The sequence below is a fragment of the Candidatus Abyssobacteria bacterium SURF_5 genome (assembly GCA_003598085.1).
In the GTDB taxonomy this organism is placed as follows: domain Bacteria; phylum Abyssobacteria; class SURF-5; order SURF-5; family SURF-5; genus SURF-5.
This window is the reverse complement of the sequence record QZKU01000019.1, coordinates 36,249-54,968: the sequence shown is the minus strand read 5'-3', so window position 1 is coordinate 54,968 and position 18,720 is coordinate 36,249. Positions and strand designations below refer to the sequence as shown.

General features: G+C 52.8%; 16 protein-coding genes. 10 read left to right on the top strand and 6 right to left on the bottom strand.

Annotated elements, in window-relative coordinates; genetic code table 11:
• Nucleotides 1-2 precede the first annotated feature (2 nt).
• The 3 genes from C4520_02115 to C4520_02105 are packed head-to-tail and all read right to left on the bottom strand — an operon-like array spanning nucleotide 3 to nucleotide 3,283.
• Complete coding sequence (locus C4520_02115) at nucleotides 3-1,859, bottom strand: hypothetical protein (protein ID RJP25691.1); 1,857 nt, start codon at nucleotides 1,857-1,859, stop codon at nucleotides 3-5.
• A complete protein-coding gene (locus C4520_02110; protein ID RJP25690.1) occupies nucleotides 1,609-2,307 on the bottom strand; it encodes a hypothetical protein in 699 nt (232 codons plus the stop codon). Before C4520_02110 ends, C4520_02115 begins: the two co-directional genes overlap by 251 nt.
• Nucleotides 2,246-3,283, bottom strand: coding sequence for a hypothetical protein (locus C4520_02105; protein RJP25689.1), 1,038 nt, complete (start codon nucleotides 3,281-3,283; stop codon nucleotides 2,246-2,248). Before C4520_02105 ends, C4520_02110 begins: the two co-directional genes overlap by 62 nt.
• On the opposite strand from C4520_02105, the gene C4520_02100 reads away from it, so the two are divergent.
• From C4520_02100 to C4520_02075, 6 genes are all read left to right on the top strand, one after another.
• Entirely contained in the window at nucleotides 3,284-4,741 is a 1,458-nt protein-coding gene (locus tag C4520_02100; GenBank protein ID RJP25688.1) for an iron-containing alcohol dehydrogenase, read from the top strand. It abuts the gene before it with no gap.
• 230 nt (nucleotides 4,742-4,971) lie between these two features.
• Nucleotides 4,972-5,721 carry a FadR family transcriptional regulator gene (locus C4520_02095; protein RJP25687.1) on the top strand — a complete coding sequence of 250 codons (750 nt, stop codon included), beginning with the start codon at nucleotides 4,972-4,974 and terminating at the stop codon, nucleotides 5,719-5,721.
• Nucleotides 5,722-5,800: 79 nt separating this feature from the next.
• On the top strand, nucleotides 5,801-7,393 hold the full coding sequence (locus C4520_02090; GenBank protein RJP25686.1) for an NAD(P)/FAD-dependent oxidoreductase: 1,593 nt from the start codon (nucleotides 5,801-5,803) through the stop codon (nucleotides 7,391-7,393).
• Between the two features lie 21 nt (nucleotides 7,394-7,414).
• Complete coding sequence (locus tag C4520_02085; protein ID RJP25685.1) at nucleotides 7,415-7,903, top strand: hypothetical protein; 489 nt, start codon at nucleotides 7,415-7,417, stop codon at nucleotides 7,901-7,903.
• Between the two features lie 40 nt (nucleotides 7,904-7,943).
• A complete protein-coding gene (locus C4520_02080; GenBank protein RJP25684.1) occupies nucleotides 7,944-9,560 on the top strand; it encodes an NAD(P)/FAD-dependent oxidoreductase in 1,617 nt (538 codons plus the stop codon).
• The gene (locus C4520_02075) at nucleotides 9,490-10,026 is read left to right on the top strand and encodes a hypothetical protein (GenBank protein RJP25683.1); all 537 of its coding nucleotides are present in this window, start codon (nucleotides 9,490-9,492) and stop codon (nucleotides 10,024-10,026) included. The genes C4520_02080 and C4520_02075 overlap by 71 nt, the downstream gene beginning before the upstream one ends.
• Nucleotides 10,027-10,560: 534 nt before the next feature.
• On the opposite strand, the gene C4520_02070 is transcribed toward C4520_02075, so the two are convergent.
• The 3 genes from C4520_02070 to C4520_02060 all read right to left on the bottom strand — a co-directional run bounded on the left by C4520_02070 (nucleotide 10,561) and on the right by C4520_02060 (nucleotide 14,054).
• Nucleotides 10,561-11,703 (bottom strand): hypothetical protein, encoded by a 1,143-nt coding sequence (locus tag C4520_02070; GenBank protein ID RJP25682.1) that lies wholly within the window; start codon nucleotides 11,701-11,703, stop codon nucleotides 10,561-10,563.
• A gap of 75 nt (nucleotides 11,704-11,778) precedes the next feature.
• Complete coding sequence (locus C4520_02065; protein RJP25709.1) at nucleotides 11,779-12,630, bottom strand: epoxyqueuosine reductase; 852 nt, start codon at nucleotides 12,628-12,630, stop codon at nucleotides 11,779-11,781.
• A 218-nt stretch (nucleotides 12,631-12,848) separates the two neighbouring features.
• Nucleotides 12,849-14,054, bottom strand: coding sequence for a mandelate racemase/muconate lactonizing enzyme family protein (locus C4520_02060; GenBank protein RJP25681.1), 1,206 nt, complete (start codon nucleotides 14,052-14,054; stop codon nucleotides 12,849-12,851).
• Between the two features lie 804 nt (nucleotides 14,055-14,858).
• Here C4520_02060 and C4520_02055 point away from each other — a divergent pair.
• The 4 genes from C4520_02055 (at nucleotide 14,859) to C4520_02040 (ending at nucleotide 18,676) form a co-directional block, all read left to right on the top strand.
• Complete coding sequence (locus C4520_02055) at nucleotides 14,859-15,464, top strand: TetR/AcrR family transcriptional regulator (GenBank protein RJP25680.1); 606 nt, start codon at nucleotides 14,859-14,861, stop codon at nucleotides 15,462-15,464.
• Between the two features lie 26 nt (nucleotides 15,465-15,490).
• On the top strand, nucleotides 15,491-15,841 hold the full coding sequence (locus C4520_02050) for a hypothetical protein (protein RJP25679.1): 351 nt from the start codon (nucleotides 15,491-15,493) through the stop codon (nucleotides 15,839-15,841).
• 117 nt (nucleotides 15,842-15,958) lie between these two features.
• Nucleotides 15,959-17,275 carry a hypothetical protein gene (locus tag C4520_02045; protein RJP25678.1) on the top strand — a complete coding sequence of 439 codons (1,317 nt, stop codon included), beginning with the start codon at nucleotides 15,959-15,961 and terminating at the stop codon, nucleotides 17,273-17,275.
• Nucleotides 17,276-17,359: 84 nt separating this feature from the next.
• A complete protein-coding gene (locus tag C4520_02040; GenBank protein RJP25677.1) occupies nucleotides 17,360-18,676 on the top strand; it encodes an FAD-dependent oxidoreductase in 1,317 nt (438 codons plus the stop codon).
• The last annotated feature ends 44 nt before the right edge of the window (nucleotides 18,677-18,720 follow it).

Genomic DNA, 18,720 nt, shown 5'->3' with positions numbered 1-18,720 from the left:
TCTCATTTTTTCGATCCTTCCGCCGCTGAATTCTCTGACGCCGTTTCCAGCAACTGCCGGGCGTCACTGTTGTTCGCTTTACTCGTCAGGCTTTTTGAGGCTTCACGCTCAAGGTCGTCTTTTAAAGCTTTCCATTCGAGCGGCGCCAACAGGAAATTGTGAGCCCCAATTTTTTCCACTTGCTTGATCCTCTCGGGAAATTGTTGAAACTCTGCGGGCATTGTTAATCCTTGTTCCTGGATTTGTTGAAAAAGCGCGTGTGTCTCAACCCGGCTATCAAACCAAGCCTTCATCCAGTCGAGCAGTAAAAGCCCATATCGAGGGTTGTGACATTGGACGCACCTATCCTGATAGCTGACGATTCGCTGTCCTTCTTCGCGACTGTCATGACACTGGTCACAGCGAATGCGTTTCCAATGTGGGTCCGGCAGGGCCTTGCCGGCAGTCATGCCGGAGGAGCCGGCCATTATTTCCGCATACTCGGCGTGGCAATCGACACAAGCGGCTTTGAGAGGCTTGTATGTCTCGTGTTCATGACAATCCGCGCAGCCAACGGAGTTGTGGATGGCGTCCAACTTGAAATTTGATTGCTCGTCATGGTTGAATGTGAGGAAAGCGCCCTTCCATCCGAATTCGCCGTGACAGTTCCGGCATTGTGTTGACAGTTGTCCCTGGTGCTCGTCCGTATGACAGTTAATACAATCGGTCCCAATATCCTTGAATTTAGCGGCCGCAAGTTTTGCGATTGGTTCGCCGGGTTTGTGGCACTTGTCGCAACTCAATTCCTGATGTTTTCCCACCAGCTTATAATTGGAGTCGAGTGCATGGGAGTAATTCGTGCTTCTGCCGGTCCACCCCGTTTCGTCGTGACATTTTTCGCAGCTTTTTGAGAGCTGGTCGTTATGTTTGTCCGCGTGACAATCCACACAAGCGGTGTTCGGAACAATGAATTGAGTTGCCGGCTCGGGACCACGATGGCATTTTTCGCATGATGCCTCCTGATGTTTTCCCAGTAATTTATATTGGGAATCGCGGCTGTGTGTGTACTTCAGCGCCGGCCCGGACCAGCCGTCGGTTGAATGACATTTTTCACAATCGATACTAATCGCTTGCGGGTGTGGATTCTTATGACAGCTCGTGCATTTGGTTGCTTTGAGTCCGATATAATGAATGTGCGGTTCGTCGTGCGGGTGCTGTTTGGCGTGACATTTATCACAATGGATTTCGGCGTGTTTGCCTGTTAAAGGATAATTCGACAGCCTGTGGTTGAAAGCTTGTGGGTCAAAGTCATTGATGATATCCGACTCCAACCCTTTGTGATCGGTATGGCATTCTGTGCAGCTTCCCTGGAGTTTGCCGTGATAGCCGTCCCTTCTCGAAAGCCTCTCCTTGACGTCCTTGTGGCAATCCAGGCACCGAGAGTCGTCTATTCCGCGGGTGAGCGTATGGCACGCGTAACAATCCGTTAACTTCTTTTCATGAGCGTGGGATTTTGTGAGCTGTCCGGGAGAGAGAAACCTGGCGAAGGAAGGCAAATCCGCCTTTGCCTCCGTCCCGAGGACAAGCGGAACAACCAGCATGATTGCACGCGCCACAGCGGCGAGATTTTTATGATTGAGGATCTTCATCTGTGCAAGGTTCTTCCACTGTTCCTGCCCATCGAGGATGATGATGATCAGCCCATTCTCTGTCGACGTCCCCATGAATGATTGCCCAAAACGAGGGGCGCGTGGATCGATGCAGAACAGCCATGTACATGTGACCCAATACCGTGAGAACCGCAAACGGGAACAACGAGGCATGGATGAACCACGCCAGCAACAGGCCGTCGGATAACCACATGATAAGTCCCGAAACAACAAAACCAACGCCCATGCTCATTACAATCAACATGTTGAGCTTCTGTCCGGCGTTAAATTTTGCAACGGCGGGCATGGTTGTAGAAGGGATGAAGAGTTTCATGAACGAGCCATAGAACCACCTGAAATCGTTGCGGTCCCAACTGAATGCCAGCTTGATGTTTCTGAGGAGGATTTTCGCGTCCCCACTCATGAAGACCAGGAAAGGCGCGAGGATATAACATACGGCCGCGATCCTGTGGAGCGTCGTCAGGTTCAATTTGGATGCGCTTTCACCCGAGCGTGAGGCGGAGAATAGCAGCAACCCCCCTGTCACCATCAGGACGATTTGCGGGAGGGCGAACGACCAGTGCAACAGGCGTTCGGTCGCAGAAAAACGGCGAATTTTACCAGTTCGTCTCGCCCTTGACGAACAGGTGCTGATCGATGATAAATCGATGTGCTCCATCTTGACCTTCTCTCTTCAATACAATTTCCAGCCGGCTTGCCTCAAGAGGTAGTGAAAATCGGAATGCGCGTCGCTCCAGAGGCCTCAGAGCAGTCTGCGTTTCCTTATAAATGTCCACCGCCTGCTCGAGCAGCGTCTTCCCGTCGTCCGACTTCACTGTTAAGGACAATGTCGCTTTCCGAAAGCCGAAATCGCCGGTCGGGATGAAGTGGGGAAGAAGATTGATCACGTTCACTTCGGCGAAGCCCCCCTGCTCTTCGCATTCCCACCTGACATCCAAAGAAACGGCTTCTTCGGGCGCTTCCATTTTTTCGAAACTGAACGTGTGCCGCCTGAGCATGTGCTCCTCCTCCATGCTCACCAAGATCTTCGATGTTAAGCTGTCAGCCTGGGTGACCTTTCTCTTCACCTTCGGCATGTGACAGTCCTGACAATTTTTCTTGTTCTCGATTGCAGCGTTGCGCCACTCTTCATATGTTCCCTGATGGCATGTCCCGCAGAGCGAACTGGTCGTGAAGAATTCTTTTTCGACGCCGACCTCGTGCGGCACGACCGTGGCCGTAGGTTCGATGGGACCGATAAGTGTTCCCTGATTGAAATGGCATGAAATACAGGTCACGCCCTCTTCGCGGATGGCATTTCTTGCGGCTGGTACGCCCGCGGCATGAATGGAAACGGGCGTATGACAACCAAGACAGTCCTCAAAGGAATGATCATTCGTCGCGAGACGGAAGCTGTCACTGGAGTAACTCTTGGAATGGAGCGACTCCGTCCACTCTTTGTAGATCTCGATGTGACACTCGCCGCATTGGGAAGCGGAGGGATAATGCTGCTCCACCCTGGTCAGCATCCGGAAATGTTCGGAGGCGCATCCCCCAATGAGAAAGACGCCGAATGAGAGCAATAAAGCCAGAGTCGCTCTTCCCGGGTATGCTGATTCCCTCAATAAAGACTCTCTTTGGGTTCGTCTTTGCATATGGCTTCATTCTTGATATTCAATATGTATGCCATCAAGAGCACGCAGGCGCGGCATCGTCAGGAAACTACTTGGAACCAAGGGCTTTGGATGATGCCGGGCTCGGAGGAAAGGGTAAAGCCTATGTCCCGCTGTGTAAAATTTATATGGTCGTCAAATGAAAATCCTACAAAGAGCCCGCAACTCTGCCCGGGTCTGAGAAGCTGGGAGACACCCTGCGATATACGAATCAAAATTTCCTGGTTTTCCAAACCGAAGGAGGATTGCCTCATGTCTTACTTTGCGGGTGATGCACGGTATGAATTAAATTTTGTGATGCAAACAAAACTATTTTTGAACAACGGTGTCGTAACCTCAACGGGCGCCGCCGCGCGCGATCTTGAGATAGAGAAAGCTTTGATTGTCACTGGCCCGATCACGGCGGAATCAGAAGGATTGGCCACAGCCGTAGAAACCCTGGAGGGCGCGAAGATCAAACACGCGGTGTGGGCCAATGTCGAGCCGGAAGTGCCCGAAAGAACAGTGAGCGCATGCGTCAATGCTTACCGGGAGAATGAATGTAATGGCATTATTGCCATTGGCGGAGGCAGCTCGATCGATACCGCCAAGATGGCCGGTTGCATCATCGGGGGAGGCGGGTCAATCCGGGAATACGATTTGACGCAGGAGCGCCAAGCGCCACCGAATCTTCCGCCGCTTCTATGTATTCCCACCACGGCCGGCACTGGCAGCGAGGTAACCTCTATGGCGGTATTCACCCATGGCGATGACTCCTCCAAACGGGTGGTGATAAGCGCCAACATGTGTCCAAACGTCGCGCTCGTCGATCCCCTGCTCACCTACTCGATGCCGCCGGATCTGACCGCTGTCACGGGGATAGATGCATTCTGTCATTCAATTGAAGCCTATCTGTCAACCCTATCCAGTCCTATCAGCGACTCCCTCTCTCTCTATGCAATGGAATTAGCGGCCAAATTCCTCCCGAGAGCCGTGAAAGACGGAGAGGACGACGAGGCCCGAGCCGGCATGAGCGTGGCCGCAACCATGGCGGGCATGGCAATCAGCCATGCGATGCCTCATTTCGCTCATGCGATCGGACATGTTCTTGGCGCAAGGTGTCATGTGCCGCATGGCGCCGCCTGCAGCGCAGTTCTCCCGCAGGGGCTGAGGAAGCTGAAAAGCGCTCAATCAGGCAAGTTCCGAAAGATCGCTTGCATCTTTGGGCTGGCGCCCGAAGACTATGCCGGCGAGGAGGCAGTTGCCGATGCAGCAATTGATGCAATAGAAAATATGATATCCACCATCGGCCTGCCAAGACTTGAGGATGTTATGGGACAATTCGAAGGAAAGCCTTCGGAATTAGTGTCTGCGTGCGTCATCGAACCAGGTATGATGTTTTCGCCCGTACCGCTCTCAGAACTCGACGTAATGGATATCCTCGGCATCAAGAGCGGCTGACTATGCGTTGAGACTTGGCGATTCTGCGAAACCATTCAGTATAGGATGCAATTCCCCGAACTTGTATTTATGAGCCTCCAGCCCGGCGTCAGCTTGACACATCCCAAAGAAATATAATAAAGTCACATGGTCATACCATGTGATAATAGCGGCAAATCCGGTTCAGGGGGTGCGGCGCAATACCGGCCCTCTTCACTTTGCCGGCAAGTGGAAATCAGAACAGGAGAGGAATGATCATGGCAACCCTGAATGCGTCCAAGTCTGCGGATTCCGCGCCGCAAGACGGCGCTTTACATTTCCGTCCCGTTGAAAAAACGACTCTTTCAGGAGAGATCGTCGACCAGATTCTCTCCATGATCGTGACGGGAAAACTGAAGGCGGGAGACAGACTGCCGCCTGAAAGAGAGCTCTGCGAATCGTTCAAAGTCGGACGCGGATCGGTCCGAGAGGCGATGAAGGCGCTGGAGATCCTCGGAATTATCAGACGGGATGTTCCCGGCACGACCATTTGCAGGCCGGAAGAAAACCGGTATCTCGGCCTGTCGCTTACCACGGGTGCAGCGTCTCTCGAACAGGCGCTTGAATCGGCCAGAATCGTGGGCATCGAGACGGCCGGGTTGGCCGCCGAACGCGCGAAGCCTGCGCATATTCGGAAGATGGCTCAGAAAGTGAAGGAATCGGAAGACACGCAGAATCCGGCCGCTATCCATTTATCTTATCACCGGGCCCTCGCGGCCGCCGCTCAGAATCCGGTCCTCTCCCAGATCTACAGCATGCTCATCGCACTGGTTGCACAATCGCGCTCGCTCGTCCTGACATACCAGAACATGGATGAGAAGAAGTTGGAGAAGGTCGCCAGAGAAATCTTCGACGGCCACAAAAAAATTCTCAAGGCTATCGAATCGCATAATCCCATCTCCGCCAGGAGATGCATGAAAGAACACTACGACTGCATGGAAAGCGTGGCTCTTGGAAAATGACTCCCCCTCGAGCATGCCGGGGCAGTCCAAATAACGCGACAAATATTTGTCCAGAAGTCAGGCGGGAGGGGGATGACTGATGGCTGATGCAAGTTTTGACGCGGTGATCATCGGAGCGGGCCATAATGGCATGGCGCTCGGGTGTTATCTCGCGAAGTGCGGATGGAGCGTCGGCATCTTTGAGAGGAGGCACGAGGAAGGCGGGGGCCTCTGTACAGAGGAGCTCACGCGGCCCGGCTTTCTGCATAATGTCCATTCAAATTATCATACGCTTGTCGGTGTTTCGCCGGTGTATGACGACCTGAGACTCTTCGAGCATGGCCTCACCTATGCCCACCCCCCGGTCCAAATGGGAAGCGTCTTTCGGGACGGAACCTCACTTACTATCCATACGGATATGAACAAGACGTACCAGTCAATGGCTCGCTTTTCGGAACAGGACGCCGACACCTGGCTCCGGCTTTACGGGGAAGTGAAAGGATTCCTCGACCTCCTGGTCGGCACCCTCATGTTCGCGCCGCCCATCGACCTGAACGAAATTACAAATGCGCTCACTGTCTGGGGAGTCGAAGATAAATCCGAGTTCCTGCGGGCGCGCCTGCGCAGCCTGAGCATCAATGATTTCCTGAACCAGCATTTCGAAAACGAAAAGATCAAGACCATGCTGGCATTTCATGCGGCCGTATGCGCATACAGTAACGACGTGCGCGGACTCGCGATTTCTTTTCCTTTGCTCGCCGGCAAGATCGACAATTGGCAATGTTGCATCGGTGGATCTCATAAACTGGCGCACGCCCTCTGGTGGACCCTGCTTGCGGATGGCGGCATCGTGCATCCGGCCGCACCTGTCGAAAAGATTCTGACCAGGGACGGCCGGGCTGCCGGCGTGAAGTTGCTGGATGGCTCGCAAATCGAAGCGAAAAAGCTGGTCGCGAGTAACGTGGATCTCGAGCAGACGTTTCTGAAATTTCTCGACAGCGAAATCACGGACAAACTCTTCATCGAGAAGGTGAAGAATTGCAGGCACAAGGACTGGTCGCTGTTCAGCGTCCACCTTGCAATGAACGAGCCGCCACAGTATACGGCCGCCGCCTTCGATCCCGACATCAACCAGGCATGGGTAATGAATGTGGGATATGAATCGCTGTCGGATCTGAATAAGGACTTCGCGCTGGTCAGGAATGGAAAGCTGGCGGACCCAAAGCTCAACTGCGCCGTCAATTCACTTTTTGATCCCACCGACGCGCCTACCGGAAAGTACACCGGTCTCATCAGGCAGTTCGCTCCGTTTCAGATTGACGGGAATGAGAATGCCTGGGACGAAGTGAAAACGGATTACGCCGAGCGGTGCATAGCGAAGTGGCGCGCATATGCGCCGAATCTGGATCGCAACGCGATCATCGAATATGTTCCCTATACGCCCAAGGAGATCTCAGACAGGCTGGTGAACATGGTTCGCGGCGACTGGATGCTTGGCGCCATTGCGCCCGACAACCTGCTTTCACAGCGCCCCTTCCCTGCCCTTTCCCAATACAGAACCCCGATCAAGGGATTGTACATGTGCGGCTCCACCCAGCATCCGCACGGGTATATCACTTTCGCTCCCGCATATAATGCACTCCAGGTGATAGCCGACGATTATGGCCTGGAAAAATGGTGGAAGAAGGTCTAACTCCCTGTAGAGGTCGATGGCGTGAAGGTGAGTCTTGAAGGAAATGGCGAGCCAAGCGGGCTGGCGATGATGTTGTTCCAGTACTTTGAGCAGAACCTGGGCGATTGTGAATACAAGCGCAGGCAAGCCTGCAGAATACGAGGAAAGATGGCTATTGAAGCATCGGAAGGCAACATCGGTGTGACTGTTCAATTCAAGGGCGACAGCATAGAGATATCCAGCGGATGCTTTCCGAATGCGGACTTGTCCATGCGGGGAGGCATTTTTGATATTGCCGAAGCCGCCTCAAGCGGATCAGGAAAAGCAATTGAAAAGATAATGAGCGGGAAGCTCAAAATCGAATCCGCATGGAGACACCCGCTTTTTGCGTTTCGCGTGGCCAGATTCATGAGCCTGCCCGCAGAAATGAGGGCTGACGACAAGCCTGCGACATGGCCCGTCGGATGGATGCTCGCGGCAGCGGGGGCCGCAGTAATATTGGGGATGGCGGCGCTTCTCGCGCTAAGATGACCTTGGCTCCCCGGAGATGAGCAGGGAGGATACCTGAACAATGAAAGCGTATGACGCGATAGTGATAGGCGGCGGTCATAACGGGCTGACGCTGGCCGCGTATCTGCAGCGCGCGGGGATGCAAACGCTGGTGCTCGAGCGGCGACATGAATGGGGAAGCGGTCTTGCGACGGAGGAAGTGACGCTTCCCGGTTTTCTGCACAACACCCACGCGCAGTACATGGAATTCATCGATTACATGCCCTTCTATCACGACTTCGGGCTTGAGAAACTGGGCGCAAAGATGATTTATCCAGTCAATCAATGCGGCATCACTTTCGCCGATGGGCGGCCGCCGATAATCGTTCACAATCCGCAGCACCTTGACCTCACCTATAAGAGCATCGCGCAATACTCGAAGCAGGATGCCGAGACGTTTTGCGAGTTGAAACGCAAGACCATGGAAGTCGATCATCTATTCTGCATGCTGTACTGGAATCCTCCTGTTATGCCTCCCGACGATTCGCTTCACGGCCCGGAGGACATCACGATCGCTTTGCTCGAGCATCTCGGCCTCGGCAAGGAAATGCTGAATAAATCAGTCAGGGTGATTATTGACGAAACGTTTGAAACCCCTGAACTCAGGACGATGCTTTATCGCCAAGTGTTAGAGTGGGGCACCCCGCCGGAGTGGACCGCGACCGGCTTTTCTTTCATCGCCTGTATCCTGTGGCTCATCGGCATCTGGAAGATGTGTGTCGGCGGGACCCACACGCTCAGCCACGCCATGGAGAGCGCGTGCAGGCGGGAAGGAGTCGCCATGCGCGAGAACTCGCTCGTGCGCGAGATCATTATCAAGAACGGTCGCGCCGCCGGCGTCAGGCTGGAGGACGGAACACAGTTTGAAGCGAAGAAACTGATTGCCAGCAATGCCGACCTCAAGCAAACGCTGTTCGATCTTGTGGGCAAGCAAAACCTTAGCGAGCTGTGGATCAAACGGGTCAAGAATTTCAGAATAGGACCCGACCATTGCCTGGGCACGACCTCATTTGCCCTGAAGGAGGCACCGGATTACAAGTCGGCGAAATGGGATCCGAATATCAACAAGACGTTTTACACGATCGTCGGCTTCGAAACACCCGAGGAGATGATTAACTATATCAGGGAAGCGACACAGGGCAAGATACCCGGCACGCCCGGCGCCGGCACCTGGGTAAATTCACTTTGGGACCCGACACAGGCGCCACCCGGCAGGCACTCAATGAGCGGATGGTTTTTCTTCCCGAAGGCAAGCGAACTGACGCCCGCGGAATGGGATAAAGTCCGATCCACCTACAACGACAAATTTCGCAATCATTGGGAAAAATATGCGCCCAATATGACGTGCGCTAATGTGCTCGCCCACACACTCTATACACCCCTCGACATGGAGCAGACAATGCTGATGCGTGAAGGCTGCTTTTCAAACGGCTCGCTTGCAGCCGATCAGGCGGGCTGGATGAGGCCGTTTCCCGAGGCGTCACAATATCGAACCGAGATAGACGGGCTGTATCTTTGTGGGCCATATACGCATCCGTCCGGCGGCGTGTTTGCGGCATGCGGATACAATGCCTTCAAGTCTATCGCGCAGGACTTCGGACTTCCGAGGCTCTGGGAACAAGCGGACAGAGGATACTGAAAAATTGGCGGGGGGGAATATGGCTGATATCTATTCAATAGACTGGTACGACACGCTGAAGGCGCTGGTGAACAGCCGCGAAGACATCTCCGCTCGCGCGCCTCAGGGCCAGTGGCGCATTTGCGTTGAAATTGCGGGGGACGGAAAATCACCGTATATCGGCAACGGACAGGCGAAATATTTCTTTATCCTGTTCGATAAGGGAAAATGCCAGGAATACAAAGAACTTTCCGAGACAATGGACGGCAAGGGACTTGACTTCCGTTTCAGCGGTCCGGCCACCGTTTTCGAAGAAATAGCTGCCGGCATGCGTGATTTCATCGAAGCCGGCTTGCGCGGAGCAATCAGGATACGCGGCGATATGCGCATCTTCATGAAGAACGCCGAACTCGTCAAAATCATGTCCGAACTGTATTCTCAACAGGTCGATACGCAGTGGCCAAAAGGCAGACCTCCATACGTATGAGGAATTCTAAAGAAAAGGCAAAGAGGCCACCCGGAGAATGTTTCGCTGATCTCTTTTCAATATCTTACATGGTCAAGGTGTCTGGGTTGAGCGGGAATTAGAACTTTGCCGTTTTCACACAGGTGCTTCCCGCAGAGGACGACCGTCCGCTTTATTTTCATGTGATCCCCCCGCAAATCGCCATGCGCGCGTATCCAACGACCGGACTATATCGGGCCTTTTTCTGGGAGACAACGGGACTTTGGAGACAGTTTTGGGATAGTCCAGGAAGGGAAAAAGTACAGGCGGGATGATCCGGTCACCTGCGACCGGCCGAGACCCCGGAGCGACTGCGCCGCTTCATTCACATCTGCTACGCGGTCCAGAGCGATCAGTCCGTCACCCAATCTGATCGATAACGGTGTCGCGCGCCACCGGCGCGACATCGAAAATGCGAAAGCGGGCAATAGCCAGCGCATAGGGAAGCAAGGCGGAATTCAGGACAAAGACCAACGGATTGAACGGCGCGATTCGAGCGCCTGAGAATGTGACATATCATTCGCGCTGCTTTTCTTTATTTGCTTCCTTCTTCTCTAATAGCTGCAGTTGGTATAGATCGCCGAATCTATTTGTGAACTTAAACACTGTTCGATTTAACGGATTTCTCGAATAGAAATAAAGGCCGCACGGCTCAAGGCATTCAACAAGGCGAAGCTTTGTTTGGTTGTCGATCAGGCTGTAGTGAATTCGGTTGATGTTATTCTTGATCGCATAATCAAGCGAAGTGACTATCACACGCTCGTAGGCAAAACTCTTCCGGGAATGGTCGCGGTTGAAGCCTCCCAGAACTCCACCCATGTTTGAGCCGCTGATTTGAAAAGTATGGAAACCGGAGATTGTCTCATTGACACGGACAAGAATGTGGAGATATTTGTCGGAGTTGAAGACCTCCGTTTCAAATATATTGTCCTCAAAGAATTTTTGGCAGGGAGTGTTGACTCTGCTATATTCGACTGAACATTCAACGCACGCCTTTACCTGCTCTTTATCTTTATCCGATAGCGGGCCCTGCCGCGCCTCGGAAACTATGGACTGCTTTCTTCTGGACAAATTTTTCTTCAGGCTCCGGTGTTCCCCGAGGTATTCGGATATGTCCTTGTACCTTGTCGCATCAAGCCACGCTTCTGAGGGAGAGGGATATTTTGCAAAGCCTTCAGTTTGATAGACATCATCGTGAACAGCTGTATCAACGATCGTAACCATATCAGCTTCTTTTTCATTCCTCAAACATGTCAGGATGGCCTTCATCATTTCATCGGCCATTTCCGGCTCCCGATAAAAGAAGGGCCTGCTAAGATTAGAGGTAATCAGGTTACGAAAGGATAAGTAGGCGCAGTTGTTTGTAAGCGCCGACAGTCCGCCGCCCAATAGCCCGAGAAAGGAGTTTTTTCTCAGAGCTGCATAGGAAGTGCGAAGATCAAACGGCTTGATCTTCACAAAAAGCCCAAGCCCTGTCAATTCATCATCCGTGAACAGTTTCAAATAGAAAAAGCTTACTCGGCGAGTTGATCTGGCAACCCATTCATCGAAAAGATCCCAGACGTTATTGGACAGTCCCTGCTGTCTGAGATGCTTTGCGAATAGGTCCTTCTCCCGCTCGGTCAGCGTAGTAGCTTTTCCGCAGCGGATATTATTCATATTCACGTTCACGCAATTGCTCGGACAGGTAAGGCCGCGCGATGAGCGCCAGAGCCGTCCTGCTCCGCCGTTTCTTCATTTTTTTGCAGGTCTCTTCGGGATTCTTGTTGAGCAGGGCACGCCCGACTGGCAGAGGCCGCATCCCGCCTCTTCGTCGATTTCGAACTCCTTGCGCCATTCCTCGGTGCACTGCATTACATACATGCCGCATTTCATCTTATCATGGCCGGATTCCGAGAGCGCTCCGGCCGGACATCGCTTTATGCACTCGCCGCAAGTTCCGCTGTTGTGAAAGAGGCAGTTTGCCATGTGGTTTTGGTAGGCGCGGGGGCTAGCCTCGAGCTTCATGTTCACGATGACGCTGCCGACTCTGTGAGCGATTCCCCTGGGGGTGATCAATCCGTCATTGAGGCTGAAGGTGCCGAGGCCTGCCGCAAAGGCCGCATGGCGCTCGGACCAGTTAGACGCAAGGCCGACGCGGTCATCCACCAGGAATTGCCAATAGCTTGTGAGTATCGGCGCGGTCGCGAGGAGACCCTCCCTTCTGAGAACGTCTGCGACATGCCGCCGCAGCAGCTTGTTGTGCTTCTCGCCCATCTCACGGGTCAACGCCCATCGGCGGGAGGGCCGCTTCTCTTCCTTCGCGTTGTCTTCAACTGTTTCCTTCATGATCGGCAGAACCCAGGCGATAACGCTTAAGTTCTCCAGGCTTCCCTCATACTTCTCATCGGTAGCAAGCTGCTGCATGAGGTCCCTGGGCCTCCAGTGAAAATCGCCGACTACTCCCTGGTATTTGTCGAATATCTCGTCATCGCCGTCCGCGAAGCCGACCAGCGGCTTATCGAACATCCTCGAGTTATCCAACGTGGTGAAACGATTGGCCTCATTCTCTGCGACAAATCGTTCTATCTCTTCCGTGATAAACATCTCCGGATTATCCTGCAGCAAATGGTTCATCGTTTTCTCCCTGAATATCGGGTGTTATCCAAAAGGAAGAGCGGAATTATCCTTATTTCGTCTTTCCCCTGCATGACAAAATGCACGTTTCGAGGATGAATGAGCAGGCTCATACTGCATTATGGCAATCCCGCACAGTTCGTTTTGATCATCAGTGGATCAGCCAGGCCCTTGGCAAGAACCGAAAGCTACAACCACTCTCCCTCTTCGAGCGCTCCGCGGTGGGCTTCCAGGCTTTCTTCATTGAGTTCAATGCCGATGCCCGGTCTGTCGGCCAAGTTGAGATAGCCGTTTTCCCAGTCAAACGGTTCTTTGACAATCACATCAAAAAAGTTCCGGGACTTGTAGATGCTCTCCAAAATAAGGAAATTCGGAATATTGGCGGCTATCTGAATCGCAGCCGCCGTGATTATGGGTCCTCCCCACACGTGGGGCGCCATGAGCACATAGTTCGCTTCCGCAAGTGAGGCGATTTTCTTGCAGGCGGTTATTCCGCCGCAACTGCCGAGATCGGGCTGCACGATAGCGCACGCGTTCTCTCTTATGAGATTTTGAAATTCATAGACCGTAACCAGACGCTCGCCCGTCGCTATCGGAATCGAAGTGCTCTGGGCAATCCTTCCCATCTCCGCGTAATTTTCGGGCGGGCAAGGCTCTTCCAGCCACAACGGATCATATTTTTCCACTCTTCTGGCCAGACGGCGCGCCGCAGCAGGCGTGATCTGCCCATGCGTGCCGATGCATATATCGGCTCTATTGCCCACCGCTTCGCGAACAGCGGCAACGGCCTTTTCGGCGTGATCATATTCCAATTGGGAAATTTCCCAGGGAGGATTCTTGAATTGACCCGATCCAGCCTGCCACAAAGGATCGAACTTCACGCCGGTGAAACCTTCATCCGCCAGTCTGGCCGCGTGTTCGCCCAATCTGGCCGGATTGCTGAACCAGTCCTTGACTGCGTTAAACAGGCTATCCGTTGCTTCCAGATCATAGATGTAGGTATATGTTCTAATTCGATCCCTGCACTTGCCGCCAATCAGATTGTAGACCGGTGCATTATAGTATTTGCCGCAAATGTCCCAAAGGGCGACATCAAACGCGCTGATGAGTCCCAAGGCGACATAATCGGGATGCTGCGACGTCAGTGATGTATAGAGCATGTGATAGAGCGGCTCCCTGTTGATGGGATCCTGGCCCTTCAGCAGCCGGTCAAATATTGCCTTGACCGTGACTTCATAATTTTTTTCAAGGCCGTGCAGGCAACTCAGTATTGCGGTTTCACCCCAACCTTCGATCCCTTCATCGGTTTCAAGCTTTGTGAAAAACCACAGTGGTCCCCCCCAATTGGGAGGGTCGGTTCTTATCACGTAGGTCTTTACGTCGGTCAGTTTCATCAGCGCGCCCCCTTACCATGCCTTATAAATCCAGTTCCCATATAATAGTCAAACATTGGTCCATGAACCATGTGAATTGGGCAGACCACAGGAATGGATATCCTATAAGAAAATAGCATATCAGAAAGTACCGGTTTGTCGCCAATGAAAACTAGCTCACCGAGAGGAGTAACTTTCTCCGGAATTCAGTACGAGAGGTTCAGAGCATTCGCAACAAATAGCACAAAAAAACCCAAAACTCGTCGGCTTGGGCCACAGTTTGGGCCGGAACGAAAATTTCTCATTCGCTTGCTGCTTCCTGCTGAGTACGCAGCGAGGATTGACTGCTCACAAATTGAAATCCTGCGCCCGTAATGATCGCCTACCTGCTGCAAAGCTATACTTCAAGTGTGTCCTCCGTTAAGGACATCTTCCTGGAATTCGAAATGGTGAAGATTTTATGACGAACTCTTCGCGCAGGAATCGGTCGATGACTATTTGAAGATTTGCTGAAGATTTGAACTTGTGTTGCGGCTTCGATTGTCAAGCAGTTGCATGAATCATGGCTGGATTCTGCTGCAAAACTCCCACTCTCGGGTTCAACCGCGCTATGGTAGGTGCGAATTTATTCGCACATTCAAGACTGGCCGAATGAATTCGGCCCTACCAAAGGGGGTTCTGCAGTGGAATCATGGATGGATACATGACCTCAATATCGAGTTTGATAGGGCTGGAAATAGCCTATCAGTACTTGACAGGAGGCGAGGGATGTGATATATATTTATAGGGCGCCCTATATATTAATCGCCTTTCCAAGGAGATGAAATGGGTAGAAAGAGCATTGCGCATATCAGACGAGAGCAGATCATCAACGGATTTTTCAAAGTCGTGGCAAAGAAAGGCTTCGCAAATGCCTCGACACGTGAAATAACCGAGGCCGCTGGCGTCAGCAAGGGGGTCCTACATCACTATTTCATTGACAAAGAGGCAATGGTTCTGGGTGTCTTGGGCCACGTGCTCGAAACCTACCTGGCAGAGTTCACCGAAGGCCTCGAAAAGCGCGAGTCGCCCACCGAACAGATGGAATTCTTCTGGTCGTGGTTTCTGGATCTCAATCGTTTCAACATGGAATTCTCGCGTGCGTGGGTGGAGTTTTGGGTTCTGTCCAAGACCAACGAGTCCATCGCTGAGGCTCTAAGGGACTGCTACGGACAGATTATCGGCAGGCTTGCCGGAATCATACGCAAGGGGATCGAGTCGGGAGACTTCGCCAAAGTCGATCCCCTGGTTACGGCCAATACGATGCTCGCAAGCCTTGAAGGAACAACCATGCTCTGGGTAGTCAATCCCATGGCGACACCCGTCGAAGCAATTAACGACAAGATCGCAGAATTATTTCTCAATCATCTCAAGCCCGGGCAAGAGAATTGAGAAACCATGGGAACAGAAGAAGATAAATGTCGCTGATTTCATATGGGATCCCCATTCTGGGCATCATAGGTTTCGCCGTCGCGGCCTTCAGCGTCTTTACGGGAATACTGAATCCGGAGAAGATGGGTATCTCGCAGAATGTGCTCTGGATGTTCGGCGTCAGCGAGATAATAATGGCTGCTTGCTGGGCCGTTGTTTTGTATGGACTGCTGTCAGGCTCGTCGTGGCCGAAGTCGCTGGCGCTCCTCATCACGGGGATGTATCTGTGCAATTACCTTGTCAGCCTCGCGATGTTCAAGAACATGGGGGACAAGCTGTTCAAGTATTGGGGAACCATCGGGGCGATCGTTTTGCTCCTGTACTGCATCTGGATCTGATTCCGGGAAAAGGAGTGATCGACATTGTGGCTTTTCAACTTTTGAGTTGGGCGGGCGCGGCATTGGTACTACAACCATTATATTGTATCTCGCTCTGACACTTCAGGAGAAACAAGAATGGCAAGCGGAAAAGTGATTATCATCGGGGCTGGCATCGGCGGCCTTGCCGCCGGTTATTGGCTCTGCCAGAGAGGCTATGAAGTAAAGATCCTCGAAGGTTCCGATCGGCCGGGCGGACGCATGGTATTCCTGGAGCGCAAGGGAGACCGCGTGGACGTCGGCGCCCAATTTTATCATTCCAACTACCGATACGCATTCGAGCTGGCGGATGCGGCCAATCTAAGCCATTCATGGCGCCCCATCAAAGGAAAAACCCAATTCTCTCTCAGAGACGGCTCGACTCAACTTTTCGGCCATCGAGACCCCTGGATGAAGATGCTCGGTGTGCGAGGCAACCTGCAGCTCTACTGCTTTCTCATCAAGTATTTTCTGTTGGGCAAGCGCTTCCCGATGTATCGAATAGCGAGAGACATCCCTGAGTATGATAACGTGATGCCGCTCGACCTGTACCCGAACCGCAAGGACCAGCCGATAAGGGATTACATCGTCACCGTCGTAAGCCAGGGCGAGAATACGGGGATGCCGGAATGGATCAACCTGTACCATTACCTCCATCAATTTCGCATGACCATGTTGACCGATTTTCTTAGTCTGACGCGCGGCGTGAGCTCTCTCACCGAGGAACTTGCCAGGCAATTGCCGGTACAATATGAATCGCCCGTGCGGCAACTGGTAGCGGAAAAAGGCAGGATTGTCGGAGTCCAGATGGAGAAACAAGGAACGATCAAGAAGGCCGGGCACGTGATTGTGGCGGTAGCGCCGCCTTCGGCGTCTCGTCTCATGCCTGAAGAGCTTGAAGAACAGAAAGAGTTTTTTGACTCGATCGTTTACGCGCCGCTCCCGATGCCGGTCTTTTATCTTGACCGCCCGCTCCGCAAGGATGTCTGGAACTATTTCAATGACCCGGGTCTGAAGAAGACGTTCTGGTTTGCAATCGATGCGTGGGCCAAGGTTCCCGAGATGGTGCCGAGCGGTAAGAGCATACTGACCGGATGGTCCGGCCATCCGCTGTCGTTGAACCTCATTGACCAACCGGATGATGAAATCCTAAAGAAAGCGCAGGAAGACATCGAGGTTATGGTTCCGGGCTTTTCCAAATGGGTCGAGGAAGCTACAGTATTTCGTCATCCATATGCGACGGCGCGATACCCTGTCGGCTCTCATCGTCGAATTTTGGATTTCAAAAAGAAGGCCGAGCAATTGAAGGGGGTTTCGTTTGTAAGTGACGTCTTCGGCGGTTCCGCCATGGAAGGAGCGATGGCGAGCGCAGCGGAAGCCGTCAGCCGCGTCTGCCAATGGGGAGGGACGGCATAATCAAATCAATTGCTCTTCCCAGGGGAGATAAGGGCATCGCCATTTACTCTTTCCATACCCTGATGCAAGAGAGGAAATCGGTCAATGCGAACCGCACGAGATAACCTTTGGTTGGATGCACCCTATGAGCCAGGGCCTTCTTTGACGGGAGACCTTAAGACTGACGTCGCCATTGTCGGCGGGGGGCTCACGGGCCTGGCCTCTGCTTACTTTATCAAGAAACGATTTCCCGAGAAACGGGTCATCGTGCTTGAGAGCAAATTCATAGGATTCGGGTCCTCCGGCCGCAACTCGGGCATTGCAACCGGAATGCTAGGCAACAGCGCCCTCCTCCTGAAAAAGACGCATGGAAGAGAAAAAGCGGCGAGGCTCCAACAGCTTGCGGCTCAGGGTTTCCTGCTTTTTGAAGAACTGGTTAAAGAACATGGCATCGATTGTGATTACGAGAGGAGCGGGCGCTTGGTCATTGCCGAGAATGGTAAAGCCATGAAGCTGCTCGAGCAAGAAGCCCGGGCCTGCGAAGAAACAGGCGCGCCGGTGACATGGCTTGAAAGACAGGAGGTTCACAGCCGTCTTGGAGCGCTCGATGCCTTCGCGGGCCTTTATTCGCCGGACGAGGGAAAGCTTAACCCTGCGAAATTCGTGCGCGGGATGAGAAAAGTAGTGGAATCCCTCGGTGTCGAGGTCTATGAATATTCCCACTGCGCCCACATGGAGCCCGGATCCACAATATCATTATACACGCCGTTAGCCCACGTGAGAGCGGCGACCATCGTCATGGCGACAAATGCTTATGAAAATCCTCTCGGATTATTCCGGTACAAGGTGCTGCCCTTTTACGTATATAATATTGTTACTGAACCGCTGACGAAGGGACAGATGGATGAATTCCGCTGGGCAGGGAAATTCGCCGTTTTCAACCAAAAGAACCTGTTCTGGATGGGGCGCCTCACGGCCGACAACCGACTCCTTTTTATCGATAACGATGCGTTATACTTTTACCGTGTGGATCGGGACTACAGCCACCGTCCCAGCGAGTATCGGAGTCACTTCCGACTCTTGATCAAAACGTTCCCCTTCCTGAAGGGCATCGAGGTGACTCACCAGTGGGGAGGGCGGATCGGCATCACACTCGACTTCCTGCCGTCAATAGGCAGGACGGGCAAACACCGGAACATATATTACAGCATGGGCTACAACGGACATGGAGTTACATTCAGTCAACTTGCCGGCAAGATGCTTGCCGAGTTGATGGCCGGTGAGAAGACCGAATTAACCGACCACATGTTGATAAACAAGGCCGTCTTCGGCGTTCCTTCCGCATCCGTCATGTATCTCGGAATCAATGCCTACAAGTCGTATTTCAGAATATTGGACTTGATGCTGGATATGGGAAAGTAGAAGCGAGTATTTCGCATTATTTATCAGTGGGGAGGTACGGCATA